General features: G+C 62.6%; 18 protein-coding genes. 8 read left to right on the forward strand and 10 right to left on the reverse strand.

The features are described from left to right. Nucleotides 1-4: 4 nt before the first annotated feature. Nucleotides 5-370, reverse strand: a complete 366-nt coding sequence (locus DWF74_RS08740) for a putative quinol monooxygenase (RefSeq protein WP_060844457.1) — start codon at nt 368-370, stop codon at nt 5-7. Between the two features lie 328 nt (nt 371-698). On the opposite strand from DWF74_RS08740, the gene DWF74_RS08745 reads away from it, so the two are divergent. Beyond that, nucleotides 699-1628: an AraC family transcriptional regulator gene (locus tag DWF74_RS08745; protein ID WP_102860520.1), complete on the forward strand. Its 930-nt coding sequence runs from the start codon at nt 699-701 to the stop codon at nt 1626-1628. Between the two features lie 25 nt (nt 1629-1653). Here the strand turns inward: DWF74_RS08745 and DWF74_RS08750 are convergent, their stop codons facing one another. After that, complete coding sequence (locus DWF74_RS08750) at nt 1654-3102, reverse strand: aldehyde dehydrogenase family protein (protein WP_102860519.1); 1449 nt, start codon at nt 3100-3102, stop codon at nt 1654-1656. Beyond that, a complete protein-coding gene (locus DWF74_RS08755; RefSeq protein ID WP_115580774.1) occupies nt 3099-4736 on the reverse strand; it encodes a 5-guanidino-2-oxopentanoate decarboxylase in 1638 nt (545 codons plus the stop codon). The genes DWF74_RS08750 and DWF74_RS08755 overlap by 4 nt, the downstream gene beginning before the upstream one ends. A 153-nt stretch (nt 4737-4889) precedes the next feature. Between DWF74_RS08755 and DWF74_RS08760 the strand changes: the two genes are divergently transcribed. Next, entirely contained in the window at nt 4890-5771 is an 882-nt protein-coding gene (locus tag DWF74_RS08760; RefSeq protein WP_115582433.1) for a LysR substrate-binding domain-containing protein, read from the forward strand. Nucleotides 5772-5887: 116 nt separating this feature from the next. Here DWF74_RS08760 and DWF74_RS08765 read toward each other — a convergent pair whose 3' ends face one another. Both DWF74_RS08765 and DWF74_RS08770 read right to left on the reverse strand, forming a co-directional pair. Continuing rightward, the gene (locus DWF74_RS08765) at nt 5888-6502 is read right to left on the reverse strand and encodes an NAD(P)-dependent oxidoreductase (RefSeq protein WP_102860517.1); all 615 of its coding nucleotides are present in this window, start codon (nt 6500-6502) and stop codon (nt 5888-5890) included. Between the two features lie 69 nt (nt 6503-6571). Next, nucleotides 6572-7456 carry an MBL fold metallo-hydrolase gene (locus DWF74_RS08770; protein WP_102880719.1) on the reverse strand — a complete coding sequence of 295 codons (885 nt, stop codon included), beginning with the start codon at nt 7454-7456 and terminating at the stop codon, nt 6572-6574. A 114-nt stretch (nt 7457-7570) separates the two neighbouring features. On the opposite strand from DWF74_RS08770, the gene DWF74_RS08775 reads away from it, so the two are divergent. Both DWF74_RS08775 and DWF74_RS30415 read left to right on the forward strand, forming a co-directional pair. Further along, nucleotides 7571-8476, forward strand: a complete 906-nt coding sequence (locus DWF74_RS08775; RefSeq protein WP_102860515.1) for a LysR family transcriptional regulator — start codon at nt 7571-7573, stop codon at nt 8474-8476. A gap of 125 nt (nt 8477-8601) precedes the next feature. Continuing rightward, complete coding sequence (locus DWF74_RS30415) at nt 8602-8778, forward strand: hypothetical protein (protein WP_162884084.1); 177 nt, start codon at nt 8602-8604, stop codon at nt 8776-8778. Here the strand turns inward: DWF74_RS30415 and DWF74_RS08780 are convergent. Beyond that, nucleotides 8771-9685, reverse strand: coding sequence for a helix-turn-helix domain-containing protein (locus DWF74_RS08780; protein ID WP_115580775.1), 915 nt, complete (start codon nt 9683-9685; stop codon nt 8771-8773). The genes DWF74_RS30415 and DWF74_RS08780 overlap by 8 nt on opposite strands. 402 nt (nt 9686-10087) lie before the next feature. Here DWF74_RS08780 and DWF74_RS08785 point away from each other — a divergent pair, with 402 nt between their 5' ends. After that, complete coding sequence (locus DWF74_RS08785) at nt 10088-11605, forward strand: MDR family MFS transporter (RefSeq protein WP_115580776.1); 1518 nt, start codon at nt 10088-10090, stop codon at nt 11603-11605. Between the two features lie 32 nt (nt 11606-11637). On the opposite strand, the gene DWF74_RS08790 is transcribed toward DWF74_RS08785, so the two are convergent. From DWF74_RS08790 to DWF74_RS08805, 4 genes are all read right to left on the reverse strand, one after another. Further along, nucleotides 11638-12486: a cache domain-containing protein gene (locus DWF74_RS08790; protein ID WP_102860511.1), complete on the reverse strand. Its 849-nt coding sequence runs from the start codon at nt 12484-12486 to the stop codon at nt 11638-11640. A gap of 120 nt (nt 12487-12606) precedes the next feature. Continuing rightward, nucleotides 12607-13443: an ATPase gene (locus tag DWF74_RS08795; protein ID WP_115580777.1), complete on the reverse strand. Its 837-nt coding sequence runs from the start codon at nt 13441-13443 to the stop codon at nt 12607-12609. Between the two features lie 106 nt (nt 13444-13549). Further along, a complete protein-coding gene (locus tag DWF74_RS08800; protein WP_115580778.1) occupies nt 13550-14542 on the reverse strand; it encodes an NAD-dependent epimerase/dehydratase family protein in 993 nt (330 codons plus the stop codon). Between the two features lie 97 nt (nt 14543-14639). Further along, a complete protein-coding gene (locus DWF74_RS08805; protein ID WP_102860508.1) occupies nt 14640-15539 on the reverse strand; it encodes a LysR family transcriptional regulator ArgP in 900 nt (299 codons plus the stop codon). A 110-nt stretch (nt 15540-15649) separates the two neighbouring features. On the opposite strand from DWF74_RS08805, the gene DWF74_RS08810 reads away from it, so the two are divergent. The 3 genes from DWF74_RS08810 (at nt 15650) to DWF74_RS08820 (ending at nt 17432) form a co-directional block, all read left to right on the forward strand. Beyond that, on the forward strand, nt 15650-16054 hold the full coding sequence (locus DWF74_RS08810) for an ACT domain-containing protein (protein ID WP_102860507.1): 405 nt from the start codon (nt 15650-15652) through the stop codon (nt 16052-16054). Nucleotides 16055-16056: 2 nt separating this feature from the next. Further along, complete coding sequence (locus DWF74_RS08815) at nt 16057-16659, forward strand: LysE/ArgO family amino acid transporter (RefSeq protein WP_115580779.1); 603 nt, start codon at nt 16057-16059, stop codon at nt 16657-16659. Nucleotides 16660-16835: 176 nt separating this feature from the next. Next, nucleotides 16836-17432 (forward strand): superoxide dismutase, encoded by a 597-nt coding sequence (locus DWF74_RS08820; protein ID WP_011063080.1) that lies wholly within the window; start codon nt 16836-16838, stop codon nt 17430-17432. The last annotated feature ends 61 nt before the right edge of the window (nt 17433-17493 follow it).

Here is a 17493-nt window from a genome sequence, read left to right on the forward strand (position 1 = left end):
ACCTTCAACTGGCCAGCTTGTGCAGCGGTGCACGCTGCAGTTGGGGGTATTCGCCATGGGCTTGCAGCGCCGACACCGTACTGAAGGTATGAAAATCCAGGCTGTTGACCACCAGGTCCTGCACCAGCTCGGCAAAGATCGCCATGGCCGGCGAGCTGAAATAGGCGGTCATCGCCTGCTGGCTGCTCCAGAAACCGGACACCAGCCACAGGTCGGCATCGCACTGCGAATGCTGCAGGGCGAAGTGCAGGCAACCGCTGGCCTGGCGCGACGGTTCGATCAGGCTGCTCAAGCGCGCACCCAGTTCCTTGGAACGCCCGGCCCGGGCTCGAACGAAAGCCATGTGACTGACGGGAATATGCGTGGACATGTGGAACCCTCCCAGGGTGTTGTCGAGGCAGCCGGGGACGGGCTGCGACAGGATCAACGATACGGGGCGGGCCCACTTGCGCGTTAGTCGATTTCTGCCGTTGATTTGCCCAATCCTGCGACCAGCCGCTTTCTCCATCGCTTGGGCGGCGGCATGGGGCAAAAGCGTTACAGCGGCGTTTCAAGCAAGTGACGCGCCCGGGCGTCGGCGCCTCTTGTCTATCCCGCGCGCAAGCAGCAGGATCAGGCAAGTTTTACGCAGGATTCGCCTACCCGCGACTCTTGCACAAACTTAAGCTGTGCCGACTGCAAACACCCCGAGGCGCCCCATGTCATCACTGGATACCCTGCCGCCGCCCCTGGCTCCGGAGATGGAACGCCAGCGCGTGGAACTGGCCGCGATCATTGCGCGCAACACCACCGAAGATGGCAGCTATGCCACCGCCATCGACTCGCTGTTCGTCTCGCGTCACAGCACCTCCCATCACTTCGGCTCGGTGCTGGCGCAACCGGCGCTGTGCATCATGGCCCAGGGCCGCAAGGAAGTGCGCCTGGCCGATGAAAGCTACAACTACGACCCGCTGAATTACCTGGTGGTGTCGGTTTCCGTGCCACTGAGCGGCAAGGTGGCGATCGTTTCGCCGCAAGAGCCGATCCTGGCCCTGCGCCTGGACATCGACCCCGGGGAAATCAATGCACTGATCGCCGACGCCGGACCGCTGGGGGTGCCTGCCCGGCCCACTGGACGGGGCCTGTACGTAGAGCGCCTGGACCCGGCGATGCTGGACGCCGTGCTGCGCCTGACCCGCCTGCTGGACACCCCGAAAGACATCGCCATGCTCGCGCCGCTGGTGCGTCGGGAAATTCTCTATCGCCTGCTGCGCAGCCCCCAGGGCCACCGTCTGTACGAGATCGCCACCGCCAACAGCCAGGGGCACCGGGTCAATCAGGCCATCAAGTGGCTCAACGGCAATTTCGTGCAGCCGTTGCGCATCGATGACCTGGCCCGGGAAGTGAACCTGAGCGTGTCGACCCTGCACCACCGCTTCAAGGCGATGACCGCCATGAGTCCCTTGCAGTACCAGAAACAGCTGCGTCTGCAGGAAGCCCGGCGCTTGATGCTGGCCGAAGGTCTAGAAGCTTCGGCGGCGGGGTATCGAGTCGGCTATGAAAGCCCGTCTCAGTTCAGCCGTGAGTACAGCCGACTGTTTGGCGCGCCGCCCTTGCGGGACATGGCGCGCCTGCGGGTTGGCGGGTAACCCGGGGTCACCGGCAAGCCGGCGGCTACAGCGCGCGGATTACGTGTTTGAGCTCCTGGAAGGCTTGCAAGCCCCAGGGGCCCAGCTCGCGGCCGATGCTGCTCTGCTTGTAGCCGCCCCAGGCAGTCTGGGGAAAGATCACCTGGGGTGCATTGATCCACACCAGGCCGGCCTGCAGGGCATTGGCCACCCGCTCGGCATTGTCCACGTCCGCCCCCACCACACTGGCCACCAGGCCGAACTCGCTGTCATTGGCCAGTTCGATCGCCTCTTGCTCGCTGCTGAAACTGCGTACACAGAGCACCGGGCCAAAGATTTCGTCACGCCACAGGGCACTGTCCAGCGGCACCTCGGTGAACACCGTGGGCTGGATGAAAAAGCCCTGCTGCAGCCCGGCCGGGCGGCCGCCGCCACACACCAGCTTGGCACCGACATTCAGACCACGATCGATGTGCGCCAGCACTCTGTGGTATTGCGCCTGGTTCACCAGGGCGCCCATGACCACCTCAGGGTCGAACGGGTCAGCCACCCGAATGCCTTCAGCCCGGGCCTTGAGCCGCAAGAGGAATTCATCGGCCAGCTCGTCGGCGACCAGTACCCGGCTGGTGGCGGAGCACATCTGCCCGGCATTGAAGAAGCCACCGCCACAGGCCAGCTCCACCGCCAGGTCAAGGTCGGCATCCGCCAGCACCAGCAAGGATGACTTGCCCCCCAGTTCCAGGCTCACGCCCTTGACGGTTTCCGCCGCCCGCTGCATGACCTGGACGCCCACCGCATTACTGCCGGTGAAGGAAATCTTCGCCACTCGCGGGTCCGCCGCCAAAGGCGCACCGACCGCCAGGCCCGTCCCGCAGACCAGGTTGAACACCCCGTTGGGCAAGCCGCTTTCGGCGATGATCGCCGCCAGTTCCAGCTCCGGCAGCGGGGTGACTTCCGAGGGTTTGAGCACCACGCTGCAACCGGCGGCCAGGGCTGGCGCCAACTTCCAGGCCGTGGTGACCATGGGGAAATTCCACGGCACGATCAGCCCGACCACGCCACAGGGCTCACGACGCAGGCGCGCGCTGAAATCCTCACTGGGCAGCGGCACATTCGCATCCTGGGTCGCGTCCAGCTCCTCGGCCAGCCCGGCGTAATACTCAAAGGTGGCAATGACATCGTCCACATCCATCGCCGCCTCGAACTGCGGCTTGCCGTTGTTGCTCGACTGCAGGTGCATCAGCCGCTCCCGGCGTTCGGCCACACCGGCAGCGATCTTGCGCAGCACGGCGGCACGTTCGACGCCACTGCTTTGTGCCCAGCGGGCAAGCCCCGCCGTAGCGGCTTGCAGCGCCTGATCCACGGCTTGCGGTCCGGCGCCCGCCACCCAGGCCAAGGGCGCCTCGGTGGACGGGTTGATCACCTGCAGGTGCTCACTGCCTGCCGACCATTGGCCGTCGATGTACACACCGTTCAACAGGTGCGGCGAACTCATGCCTGTGCTCCTTGAGTCCAGCGATTCTGGTCAACTTCAATCAAGGTCGGTCCCTGGCGATCAACGGCCATGCGCAGGGCCGCACGCAATTGTTCGACACTGTCGATGCGCTCGGCTGCGCACCCGAGGCCCTTGGCCACGGCAATGAAATCCGGGGTGTAGATGTCGACGCCTACTGGCTCGATGGCCCGATTGACCATGTATTTCTTGATCTCTTCATAACCCTGGTTGTTCCACAGCAGGACGATGATCGGCGTGCGTGCTTCCACGGCGCAGGCCAGTTCCGCCAGGGTGAACTGCAAGCCACCGTCGCCGATCAGGCAAGCCACCGGCCGCCGCGAGCTGGACTGGGAAGCGCCCCCGAGCCAGGCGCCGATGGCGGCCGGCAAGGCATAACCCAGGGTGCCGTAGCCGGTGGATGAGTTGAACCAGCGCCGCGACTGCTCAGGATTGAACGTCAGGTTGCCGCTGTACACCGGCTGAGTGGAATCGCCCACCAGGACGATCTCCGGCAACTCCTGGACCACGGTTTCCAGGAACAGGGTCTGGGCCCGGGTCGGCGTGTCCCACAGGTTCTCGAGTTCGCTGCGCAAGGCCGCGGCGCGGGCCTGGCCCCAGTCGCTGCTGCGCTCGCTCAAGGTGTGCCGGGACAGCTCTGCCAGCAGGGCTTGGGCTGCGTTCCCGGCATCGGCCACCAGTGCCACTTTCGGTGGGTAGTTGCGCACCGTTTGATCGGCATCGATATCGATCCGCAGCAAGGCCCCGGGAATTTCAAAGCCACCGGCAAAGGTCACGTCGTAATCGGTTTCCGCCAGTTCGGTGCCGATGGCCAGCACCACATCGGCCTCGGCCACCAGGGCACGGGTTGCCACCAATGACTGGGTGGAGCCAATCAGCAGCGGGTGGGCCGACGGCAACATGCCCTTGGCGTTGATCGTCAGGGCCACCGGAGCCTGCAGCAGTTCCGCCAGACAGGTCAGGGGAGCGGCCGCATCAATGGCGCCGCCACCGGCCAGGATCAGCGGGCGCTTGGCCGTCGCCAGCAGCTGACTCATCCGGGCGACAGCGTCCGGGGCGGCACCGGCACGGGCAACGGTTACCGGCTCGCTGGCCAGCAGATGATCGGCATCCTGAACCAGTACATCGAGAGGAATCTCGATATGCACCGGACGTGGGCGTCCAGCCTGGAACAGGGCAAAAGCCCGGGCCAGCACCACTGGCAATTCATCGGCGCTCATCAGGGTATGGGAAAACGCCGCCACGCCGCTGGCCAGCGCACTCTGGTTCGGCAACTCATGGAGCTTGCCGCGCCCGCCACCCAGCTGGCTGCGGGTCTGCACGCTGGAGATCACCAGCATGGGAATCGAGTCCGCATAAGCCTGGCCCATGGCGGTGGTGATGTTGGTCATGCCGGGGCCGGTGATGATGAAACACACGCCGGGCTTGCCGCTGGTGCGGGCGTAGCCGTCGGCCATGAAACCGGCGCCTTGCTCATGGCGCGGGGTGACATGCTGGATGGGCGAGCGGGCCAGACCGCGATACAACTCGACGGTATGCACCCCGGGAATGCCGAACACCTGCTCAACCCCATAACCTTCAAGTAACTTGACCAGTACTTCGCCGCACGTCGCCATCTCATCGCCCTTCTTATTGGTGGAAAACCCGACTGACTGCCGACTGAAAAACTCAGCAGACGCCGGGAGGGCTATTGGAACGGTGAGGCTGTAGCCGCAACAATGGATAAAAAGTCATACTAGCCATGTCCTCACGTCATGCCTTGGCTGCCCATGAAACGCTTGCCTCCCCTGCCCGCGCTGCACACCTTTCTGGTCACCGCCCAGTGCTGCAATTTCACGCGCGCTGCCGAGCAGTTGCACATCACCCAAGGAGCGGTGAGCCGACAAATTGCCGGCCTGGAAAGCCATCTGGGTTATCCGTTGTTCCAGCGCCATGCCCGGGGCTTGAGCCTCACTAACGAAGGGGCGCAATGGTTGCCGCGGGTGCAGCAGGTATTCGAACTGATCAATGGCGCGGTGGATGACATCGGTGGGCAGAGCCGCAACCTGCGCCTCAAGGCTCCGACCTGTGTGATGCGCTGGCTGCTGCCCCGGCTGCTGCAGTGGCAGAGGGAGCGCCCGGATGTACCGGTGCAACTGACCACTACCATTCAGCACGGCGTGGATTTCAGCCGCGAACCCTTCGATGCCGCCGTCATGTACGGAGCCCCGCCGTCCCCGACCCTGGGTTCGCGTCACCTGTTCAATGAACAACTGACGCCGGTCTGCTCGCGACCGCTGCTGGAGGGCCCGGTGCCCCTCAAGAACCCGGCGGACCTGCAACAGCACTTGCTGCTGCATCCCTCCCACGATCAACGGGACTGGCAAAGTTGGTTGAAAGCCTCCGGCACGCCACTCAATACCCTGGGCAAGGGTCAGCATTTCGAGACCCTGGACCTGGCGATGTCCGTGGCGTCCCAGGGAACGGGCGTGGCGATTGGCGACTGGGCGTTGATTGGCGACGACCTGAGTGCCGGACGGCTGGTCATGCCTTTTGAACTGAAGATCACGACGGGCCAGGCGTACTATCTGGTCTACCCGGAGCACCCAGGGCCTGCGGCGGCCTTGCAGGAACTGCTGGACTGGCTGGTGGAACAGGCCAAACAGCGCTGAATGAGAAAACCCTGATGCCGGCAGACAGCAAAAAGGCCCGCGAGGGCCTTCAACACTGATCGGAACTCCCCGATAGCCGCCAACGGCAGGCGGCTACCGGGGCAATCGGCCGCTAATCAGTAACCGACGGTGAAGCGCTGGCGGCGGTGGGCCGGCTTCTCCACTTCATCGAGCATGGCGATGGCGTAGTCGGCGAAGCTGATCCAACTGCGACCTTGGGCACTGACCAGCAGATCGTCCTGGCCCAGGCGGAACTGCCCGGTGCGCTCACCCTCAACGAACTCCGCCGATGGCGAGAGGAACGTCCAGTCCAGATCCTGCTCCTTGCGCAAGGTGTCCAGGTACACGCCACCGGCGCTGGCCTCGGCCTTGTACTCCTCCGGGAAACCGGGGCTGTCGATGACCTTGCCGCCACCGGGCAGCAGCAGCGAACCGGCACCGCCCACCACCAGCAGACGCTTGACCCCGGCCTTTTTCACCGGGTCGATGATGGCATTGGCCGGGATGGTGGAAAAATGCGCGGCACTGATCACCACGTCGTGGCCGGCTACCGCCGCCTGCAATGCAGCGCTGTCGGCCACATCCACCTCGCGGGTGAGTACGCCGGCACGCTGGCCGATCTTCGCCGTGTTGCGGGCGATGGCGGTGACGCTGTGACCGCGACGCAGGGCTTCTTCCAGGAGTTGGCTACCGGCACGGCCGGTGGCACCAATGATTGCGATTTTGCTCATGACATGTCTCCAGTTGGCTAAGAGAGTACAGAGGCGTCCACTCCCCGAAGGGAGCGGGTCAAACCGGTTTCACCACTTCATTTCGCCCTTGGCAACCTTGGCGCTCAGTTCCAGGGAACTGTCTTCGCCCAGGTCCGGGTAACGCTTTTTCATGGCCGCGATCAGCGCAGCGGAGTCCTTGGCCTTGGCCGTCTCTTCATCGAAGGCCTTGATGTAGTCCGCAGTGAAGTGCACCGGGGCCAGGGAGCGTGCGCTGTCGCCGAGGAAGTGCCCGGGAATCACGGTCTTGGGGTTCAGGCCCTCAATGGTCTTCAGGGTGCTCAGCCAGTCCTGGTGAGACTGCGGGGTCTGGGTATCGGCCATCCATACGTGGATGTTTTCCGCGACCACCACGCCACCGACCACCGCCTTGATCGACGGAATCCAGACAAAGCTGCGATCCGGTTGCTTGCCGTCCAGGCCGATGACTTCGAGCTTCTGCCCTTCCAGGGTCAGGCTGTGGCCCTTGAGTACGCCGGGCACGATGGTCTTGGCCGGAACGTCAGCGCCCATTTTCGGGCCCCAGAACGCCAGCTTGCCATCCACCGTGGCCTTGATGTGATCCACTGTGGGTTGTGAGGCAACAACCTTGGCATCAGGAAAAGCCTTGGTCAGGGTGTCGAGGCCGAAGTAGTAGTCCGGATCACCGTGGCTGATGTAGATGGTGGTCAAGTGCTTGCCACTGGCACGAATCTTTTCCACCAGTTGCTGGGCCTGGGATTTGCCGAACTGGGCATCCACCAGGATCGCGTCCTTCTTGCCGCTGACCAATACCGAGGTCACCGGGAAGATGGCATTGGCCCCCGGGTTGTAGACATCCAGCTTCAGGCTGGGCTCGGCGGCTGCGGCATGGGCGGCAAAACCCAGGGTGGCGGTGGCCAGCAGCAGGCGTTTAAGAGAGGTGAATCCGATCATGAGGGCAGCTCCAGCATCTGTTGGCTTGGTTGGAAGTGGACAAAGCTTAGTTGCCAGACTCGTTACAAAAAATGCGATGCTTGAACATAGTTTGTTTCTGAAAGCGGGCAAATCATGGATCGTCTCCAAGCAATGCGGGTCTTTGTCACCGTTGTGGACCTGGGCAGCCAGTCGGCCGCCGCCGACCACCTGGACCTTTCACGGCCGGTGGTTTCACGTTATCTGGCGGAGTTGGAGGATTGGGTCGGTGCCCGGTTGATGCACCGCACCACGCGCAAGCTCAGCCTGACCGCGGCCGGCGGCGAGATCCTGCCCCGCTGTCGGCAGATGCTGGAGCTGTCCAACGATATGCAGGCTGCGGTGGGCGAGCCTGACGATGCGCCCCGCGGGCTGCTGCGCATCAGCGTCAGCACCTCCTTCGGCCAGTCACAACTGGCGGAGGCGATGGCCGACTACGTCAAGCGTTACCCCGGTGTGAGCATCGATCTGCAGATGCTCGATCGCACGGTGAACCTGGTGGATGAGCGTATCGATTTGGCGATCCGCACCAGCAACGACCTGGACCCGAACCTGATCGCCCGACGCCTGACCGTCTGTCGCTCGGTGATCTGCGCCTCACCGATCTACCTCCAGGAGCACCCGGCGCCACAACGGGTGGAGGACTTGAGCCAGCACAACTGCCTGACCCACTCCTACTTCGGCAAAAGCTTGTGGCATTTCGAACAAGACGGCGAGCAGGTGTCAGTACCGGTACAGGGCAATATCAGCGCCAACGAAGCCAGTACCCTGCTGCGCACCACAGTGGCCGGCGCCGGCATCGCCATGCTGCCCAGCTACCAGGCCGGGGAGTACATCAAGCGGGGAGAACTGGTGCGCCTGCTGCCCCATGCCGAACCCCGCACGATGAACATGTATGCGGTCTACGCCTCGCGCAAGCACATGCCGGCGACCTTGCGCAGCATGCTGGATTTCCTGGTGCTCAGGTTTCCCCAGGAACCGCTCTGGGATGTGGGGCTGTAGGCACGATCCAGCGGTTCAATACCTCGCCAAACAGGCTGGGCAGCGGCCTGGCAAGCCCCCGCAACTGACCTATGCTGATATCAGTGCCCCTGAAAACACGGGGTATTGGTTCAGAGGTCGTTGCCATGAACGTCAAGACAAGAAGGTACCTGGCCATCTTCATGACCTGCACCATGACCCTGGCGCTATACGGTACCGCCGCTTATCGCGTCGAGCAGGCCCGCATGCAACAGCGCAACTACGCCAGTTGCAACCTGGAACGCTGCATTCCCCACAACGCCACCTTGAACGCCCTCAGGTGAGCGGCAACGCCCCAGGCTCCCCCGCCTGATCGGCCTTGAGCCGGTCGCGGAACACCTTGGGCGAAATCCCCTCGCGGCGTCGGAACAGCCGGGTGAAATTGGTGGGATCGGAAAAGCCCAGGTCATCGGAAATCTCGTAGATGGTCATCCCGGTGTAGGTCAGTAGGCGCTTGGCCTCCAGCAGTTGACGCTCGTGCATGATCTGCAGCGCCGGTTGCCCGGCCAGCTCGCGGCAGGTGCCGTTGAGGTGCGATACGGAGATGCCCAGCTTGTGAGCCAGGTCCTCGACCTTCACATGCTCGCGGTAGTGGGCCTCCACCAACTGGATAAAACCGTTGAAATATTCCCGGGCCCGCTGGGGACGCTGACTGGAACTGCTGCGCTGCAGTGCCTGACGACCAATCCAGACCACAATCATGCTCACCAGGGCGTGCATGAGCATTTCCCGAGCCGGCTGCTGCCCTTGATACTCATTCTGCAAGGCACTGAACAAACCGTTCAGGTACTGCGCATCCTCCCGGGCCGGGTAGCTGCAAGACGTGGCCAGGGTATTTTCCGAACGCCCCAACTGAGCTTGCAAATGGCTCAACAGCGGCGCCGCCAGAGTCACGACATAACCTTCGACATCCTCGGAAAATCGAAAGCCATGGACCGATAACGGCGGCAACACCTGAATCATCGGTTCGTTCAACAAAGTCCGCAGGCCTTCGACCTCCAGTTCGGCCTGCCCTCGGAAGACAAACAGCAATTGGCCGAGGTCGGCATGCCGATGGGGTTTTATTTCCCACTGGTGCTCACGGCTGCGTTGACTGATGGACTCGCAATGGAGCAAATCCGGGGTGGGCCACTCCAGGCTTTCGCCATAGAGTTTGAACACGGGAATGGCAGCAAGGGCAGGCTTGTTCATCACTACAGTCCAGGCCTCAGAGTAACAGGGGGGGAGAATTGCACCGCTGAAAAAAAGCTCAGGTAACCGCCAGATTTCATCGACCCATTGACGGGTTCAGCCAGGAAAAACGCAAGCACCGGCAACACAAATAAACACTCGCACAGCCAGGATTCAGGGAGCCGGCACCGAGCGCACACTATACAGAATGCGTCCCATTACACATCAACACCAAGTGCCACAAAGCTTTTCGAGAGCGGTGAATCCAAGGCGCTTTGGCACAACCTCCCCCCTTGAAAACCTTCATGAAAAAACGCCGTGCTCTTCCTTGTAGCGCTATCCGATAGCACCCTATCGAGTACACTGACGCCCATTCCCGCCAGCCTTGCCGCTACGGATCAATCACTGCCTGCAGGTTTTTTCGTGACTCACCTCCAACAGCCTGGCCCGCCCAAACCGGCCATCCGCAGCGTGCTGATCGCCCTGATGCTGGCGATCTTTCTCGGCGCCCTGGACCAGACCATCGTCGCGGTCTCCATGCCGGCCATTTCCGCTCAGTTCAAGGATGTCAGCCTGCTGGCCTGGGTCATCTCCGGCTACATGGTGGCGATGACCGTGGCAGTGCCGATCTACGGCAAGCTCGGCGATCTGTATGGCCGGCGTCGGCTGATGCTGTTCGGCATGGGATTGTTCACCCTGGCCTCGCTGTTCTGCGGCCTGGCGCAGAACATGGAACAACTGGTGCTGGCGCGGATCTTTCAGGGCATCGGCGCCGGCGGCATGATCTCGGTGAGCCAGGCCATCATCGGCGACATAGTCCCGCCCAGGGAGCGCGGCCGCTATCAGGGCTACTTCAGCAGCATGTACGCGGTGGCCAGTGTCGCCGGCCCGGTGCTGGGCGGCTACATGACCGAGTTTCTGTCGTGGCGCTGGGTATTCCTGGTCAACCTGCCCCTGGGACTGGGTGCCTGGTGGGTGGCACACCGCACCCTGGTAGGGCTGCCGGTGCCCCAGCGCAAGCCGATCATCGACTACCTCGGCACTGTGTTGCTGATCATCGGCCTGAGCGCCCTGCTGCTGGGCATCACCCAAGTGGGCCAGGGCCACTCCTGGCGCAGCGCCGAAGTGCTCGACCTGCTGGCTATCGGCTGCATCGTCCTGGCCCTGTTCGTCTGGCATGAGCGCCGGGCCCGGGAGCCCCTGCTGCCGATGCACCTGTTTGCCAATCGCAATGCGCTGCTGTGCTGGTGCACGATTTTCTTCACCAGTTTCCAGGCCATCTCGCTGATCGTGCTGATGCCCTTGCGTTTCCAAAGCATCACCGGGGCCGGGGCTGACAGTGCCGCCCTGCACCTGCTGCCCTTGGCCATGGGCCTGCCCATGGGCGCTTATTGCGCCGGACGCCTGACCTCGGTGACCGGACGCTACAAGCCGATGATCCTGGGCGGCGCGCTATTGATGCCGGTGTCGATTCTCGGCATAGCCCTGGTGTCGCCCCAGGAGGTCCTGCTGAGCAGCCTGTTCATGTTGCTCTGCGGGATCGCCAGCGGCATGCAGTTCCCTACCTCCCTGGTGGGCACCCAGAACTCGGTGGAGCAACGGGATATCGGTGTCGCCACCAGCACCACCAACCTGTTTCGCGCCCTGGGCGGCGCGGTGGGGGTGGCGCTGATGTCGGCCTTGCTGCTGGCCTTGTTGCAGGATTCCAGCCTGGCGCATCTGAGTGGCACAGGGCTGATGAGCGAGGGGCATTCCGGCAATGCCTTGCTGCAAGGCCTGAACGCCGCGCCTGGCCCCGCGCGCGACGCATTGCGCAACGAGTTGCTGCTGACCTTCCAGCACCTGCTGCTGGTCAGTGCCGCGGTTTCCCTGCTGGGGCTGGCGGCGGCGATTGCCATGCCCAATCGCCTGTTACGGGGCCGTGAAGACAAGGCGCATTGATCCTGATGCTGGCAGGGGCCAGCGCTCAGGATTCAAGGGCTGTAGTACCCCACGGCAACCAGCAGCTTTCCGACCTTGCGCAAGTAGGCATGCTTGTCCTCGACCTTGCCCGTCACCGGGTTCTTCCAGCGGTACTCGTATTCCCCCTGATCCTGGCCTGCCATGAGCGCCAGGATCGGCTCCCCAACCGGCTTGCCCTCTGGGTCCTTGATCTTGCCAAAATCGGTATTGAGCAGGCGCAGGTTGGTGCCATGGGCCAGATAGCGGTGGCTGTCGAGGTCCACCACGAACACATACAGATCGTCTTCGAGAAACCCGCCACGCAAGTCATTGATGGCTTTGAGCGTACCCGGCTGATCGCCACCCAAGGCCGTGGCCGCTCGATCCAGCAGCGCCTTGGCCTGCTCGGCCGAGGCCCGAGGCAGGTAATACCCCACCGCCAGGATGCGTTCGCCGATACGCTGGAAGTACACATGCTTGCGTTCGATCTTGCCGTCGGCCCAGTTCTGCCAGCGGTATTCGGCTTGCTGGATGCCATTGGCCTCGGGAATCTTCAGGGCGTCCTTGAACGCCTTGCGCAGATCCGGCCCCAGGACTTCGGAAACATCTCGGCCAATCAATGCCGACGAAGGACCGCCGCTGGCCAGCATCACGCCCCGGGTGTCCACCACGAACACATAACGATCACGGTCGACAAACTCACCCTGGCGGCTGAAGGCCGCAAACGCCTTGTCACCCTGGTCGTGGTAATAGCGCAGGGCTTTTTCCAGCAGCGCCCGGGCCGCCACACCGTCATCGGCCGCCGGTACCGCCGCATGCAACGAACCCATGCACAGCAATAACAACCATCCCAGCCAGGTATTTTTCTGCAACAGCCTCATCGCTCGCACCTCGTTCCTGATGACGTTTGAAGAGCGTAGACGGCTGCGCAATATGGGTGAACATTCAGCACACTTTGGCCGAACAGCCCCCCACGCCGTGCGCGGGGAGGGCTTGACCACTCAAGGACGGGTATTGATCTGCTGCTGCAGGTTCTGGATCTGGCTTTGCAGGGTATTGATGTTGCGGGTGACCTGGCCACGGAACGCATCGAACTCGGCGGTGCTGGCTCCGCTCTGGGCAGCGGGACGATTGTCCTGCTCACTCTTGAGTACCACCAGCTCCTGCTCCAGTCGCTCGATGGCAGCGCTCGGGTTGCCCTGTTTTTTCAATGCGGCAAGGTCGGCATTCAAGCTCTTGAGCTGGCTATCGAGCTTGCCGGCGTCCGCCTGGACGCCTTTGAGGCTCGCCAGTTCAGCGCTCAAGGCTTTCACCTGGGCCTGCAACTGCACGTTGGCCGCCTGCTGCTCGGCAGTCTGGGCTGTCATCTGCGCCAGGCGCTTGTCCAGGTCAGTCGCCTGCCCGGCCACGCCCTGCTGTTGTCGGCTCTGATCCTGCAGCCGGCTTTCCAACTGTTTGATCTGCAGCTTCAAGGCTTCGCTGTCAGTGGTGACATTGGTCTGGCTGGCCACTACCTTGCCGGAGATGTCCTGCAGACGGCCGGCGGCCTCTTCACTGATCCTGGCGAAGCTTTCCTGGGTCGCCACCAGTTGCTGCTCCATCAGCGAAATCTGCTGGAAGCTCCACCAGGCAAGACCGATGAAGGCAAAGAACAACGCCCCCACCAATGCCCACAATGGTCCGGTACTGGGCCCCTTGACCTTGGCCACCGGAGCGCTGCGCGAATGCACGGTGGTGCGCTCACGGGCAGCGCTGGTGGTAGGAAAGACATCGTCATCGAGGGGATCGGCGCGCAGACTTGGAACGTCATCGAAGTCATCGTGTGCATCGTTACGCATGGGGCAACCTTTGTGAACCGCGGTGATGGCTGAATGCGGCGAGTATAAACCGCTAATTCACCCGGCCAATGGACCGGCCCGGGCAAACCGGGTTCAGTCTTTGATTTCAGCTTATGTCCTGAGCCTTCCACCAACTGCAGAACTCATCCAGAGCGGCCCACAAGCTGACCTTGGGCTCATAGCCGAGGTAATGCCGGGCCCGGCTGATATCCAGGGTGAAGTCCTTGTTCATGACCTGCATCCCCAAGCGCGACAAGGTCGGTTCAGGACGGCCGGGCCAGAGCTTGCAGAGCCCCTCGTTGAGCGCCGCCACGCTATAGGCCAGGCCAAAAGAGCGATAGCGGGTGACTTGCGGCACCTGCATCTGGCGCATCACATAGTTGACCACGTCCCACAGCGGCACCGGCGCACCGTTGCTAATGTTGTAGACCTTGCCCAGGGCCGAGCCACTGGCGTGCAGGCTGCTGAACAGGGCCTCGTTGAGGTTGTGCACACTGGTGAAGTCGACCTTGTTCAGGCCGTTGCCGATGATGGCCAGGCGACCTTTGCGCTGCATCTTCAACAACCGCGGGAAGATACTCATGTCGCCGGCACCGGTGACAAAACGCGGCCGCAACGCAATGACCTCCAGCCCGAACTCCTGGGCACCGAAAACCTTCTGCTCGGCCAGGTACTTGGTGGCTGCGTAGGGGTGCTTGAAACGCTTGGGCACTTGCTCTTCGGTCAGCCCCAGGTGATCACGGCCATCGAAATAGATCGACGGCGAGGACAGATGCACCAGGCGCCGGACCCGTTGCTTGAGGCAGGCTTCGACCACATTCTCAGTGACCAGCACGTTGCCCTGATGGAAATCCTGATAACGCCCCCACAAGCCCACCGCACCGGCGCAATGCACCACGGTATCGACATCGCGACAGAGTTCGCGCACCAGGCCCGCATCGTTCAAATCGCCCTGGACGAACTCGGCGCCACGGCGCACCAGATGATCCACCGCTTCGGCGCGACGGCCGTTGACCCGGACCTCCAGGCCCTGCTCAAGGGCAAGACGAGCAAAGCGCCCGCCGATGAAGCCGCTTGCGCCGGTAACCAGAATTTTCATGAATATTCCTAAACAAAGCAGTGACGAGCTACGAACTACAAGCCGCGCATTGAAAGTCGAAGCGCAAGCTGTGCACTGGCAGCTTGTCGCTTGACGCTTATGGCTGCTCCCAAGGCACCAGCCATTGTGCAGATAAACGTGCCAGGTGCTCGGTCAACAAGCCCAGCAATTGTCCGCCGTTGCGCCAATGATGCCAGTACAGCGGCACATCGATGGGTTTATCCGGCAAAAGCTCCACCAGCAAGCCTCGCTGCAGTTGCTCGCGAACCTGCAGTTCGGGCACCAGCCCCCAGCCCAGCCCAGCTTCGGCAAGACGGATGAAGCCCTCGGAAGATGGGCACAAATGATGTTCGAAACCGCCATCGACCCCCAGGGACGCCAAATAGCGATGCTGCAGGAAATCGTCGGGGCCGAACACCAACGCCGGGGTCCGAGCCAACTGCTCGGCGCGCACGCCCAGGGGAAAATGCCGGGCGATGAACGCCGGGCTGGCCAGGGCGCGGTAACGCATGGCCCCCAGCAGCAGGCTGCGGGCCCCGGCCACCGGACGCTCGCTGGCGCAGACACAAGCCGCCACTTCGCCGGCGCGCATGCGCTTGAGGCCCACCGTCTGGTCCTCCACCACCAGGTCCAGGAGCAAGTGATGTTCGGCGCAAAAGTCAGCCACCGCTTCGGCCCACCAGGTGGCCAGGCTGTCGGCGTTGAGGGCAATACGCAGGCGCTCCGGCAAGCCTTCTTCGTCCAGGGCCGGCACCAGGCTTTGCAGGTCCCGCTCCAGAAGGCGTACCTGCTGCACATGGTTGAGCAGGCGGCGCCCGATTTCCGTGGGCGAAGGTGGCGTCACCCGCACCAGCACTGGCTGCCCGACCCGGGCCTCCAGTAGCTTGATGCGCTGGGAAATGGCCGACTGCGACAATCCCAGCACCTGGGCCGCCCGTTCGAATCCTGCCTGTTCGATTACCGCGGCCAGGGCAGAGAGCAACTTGTAGTCGAACATCATTTTTCCTAATGAGTGATCAGCACTATTGGTTTTTCTTATACCGCCTGGAGCGAGAAAATAGCCAGCGTAAAGCCTCTGTAATGCTTCTTCGCTCAAGGATTTTGTTCATGGCTGGTGAAACCTCCCTCGCTACCCTGCTACGCAGCATGAGCCCACAGCTCAACGACGGCGAGTACGTGTTCTGTTCCCTCACTGACCCCAGCCTGCTGCAGGACTGCGAAGTGCTGGGCAGCTTTCGCGAACGCGAGGGACTGACGGTTATCCTCCCGCGCCAACAGGCCGAGCGCCTGGGTCTGGCCTTCGATTACGTGGCGGCCTGGATCACCCTCAACGTGCATTCGGCCCTTGAAGCCGTGGGCCTGACAGCGGCCTTCGCTGGCGCCCTGGGCCAGGCCGGAATCAGTTGCAACGTGATCGCCGGCTACTACCACGACCACCTGTTTGTCGGTCAGGCGGATGCCCGGCGAGCCATGCAGGTTCTGCAAAAACTGGCCGCCGGCGAGGAGCAGTAATCATGTGGCAAAGCTATGTAAACGGTCTCTTGGTGGCCGCCGGCCTGATCATGGCCATCGGCACGCAAAACGCCTTCGTCCTGGCTCAGAGCCTGCGCCGTGAACACCACTTGCCGGTGGCGGCACTGTGCGTGACCTGCGATGCCCTGTTGGTGGCGGCCGGGGTGTTCGGCCTGGCCACCATCCTGACCCAGAGCCCGATGCTGCTGGCCGTGGCGCGCTGGGGCGGCGCGGCGTTCCTGATCTGGTACGGCACCCAGGCCCTGCGCCGGGCCTGCTCGAAACAAAGCCTGCAACAGGGCGAAGGCCAGACCGTGCGTTCGCTGCGGGCTGTTATGCTCAGTGCCCTGGCGGTCACCCTGCTCAACCCCCACGTCTACCTGGATACCGTGCTGCTGATCGGTTCACTGGGGGCGCAACAAACCGAGCCCGGCGCTTACGTGGTGGGGGCCGCCAGCGCTTCGTTGCTGTGGTTCTTCACCCTGGCCCTGGGCGCCGCCTGGCTGGCTCCGTGGCTGGCTCGCCCCAGTACCTGGAGGATGCTCGACCTACTGGTGGCGGTGATGATGTTCAGCGTGGCGTTCCAACTGATCAGCGCTGCGTGACTTATTCCAAAAGGCTCTGGAACCTCTATCCCACACAGTTGTTGCGTGGTTAAGCCGCACCCCCGGTGCTATGATCCGAACCCTGCGCCGCAAAGAGTACAAACTCCCCGGCGCTTGTCTGGCCGCCCGTGATCGGCCTTGCGCTCACCGCAACTGACCTGATTAGGAGAATCATCATGGCTTTCGAATTGCCGCCGCTGCCCTATGCACACGACGCCCTGCAGCCGCACATTTCCAAGGAAACCCTGGAATACCACCACGACAAGCACCACAACACCTACGTCGTGAACCTGAACAACCTGGTGCCAGGCACCGAGTTCGAAGGCAAGACTCTGGAAGAGATCGTCAAAACCTCTTCGGGCGGCATCTTCAACAACGCAGCCCAGGTCTGGAACCACACTTTCTACTGGAACTGCCTGGCGCCAAACGCCGGCGGCCAACCTACTGGCGCTCTGGCCGAGGCCATCAACGCAGCCTTCGGTTCGTTCGACAAGTTCAAAGAAGAATTCACCAAGACTTCCGTTGGCACCTTCGGTTCCGGCTGGGGCTGGCTGGTGAAGAAGGCTGACGGTTCCCTGGCCCTGGCCAGCACCATCGGCGCCGGCAACCCGCTGACCAGCGGCGACACTCCGCTGCTGACCTGCGACGTCTGGGAACACGCCTACTACATCGACTACCGCAACGTTCGTCCTAAATACGTCGAAGCGTTCTGGAACCTGGTCAACTGGAAATTCGTGGCTGAGCAGTTCGAAGGCAAGAACTTCGTCGCTTAAGTCCGTTTGCAGTGCAAAAAACCCGGCCTGGCCGGGTTTTTTTTGCCTCTGACAAAGCCGG

Origin of the sequence: Pseudomonas protegens (assembly GCF_003363755.1) — a bacterium.
GTDB lineage: Bacteria > Pseudomonadota > Gammaproteobacteria > Pseudomonadales > Pseudomonadaceae > Aquipseudomonas > Aquipseudomonas danubii.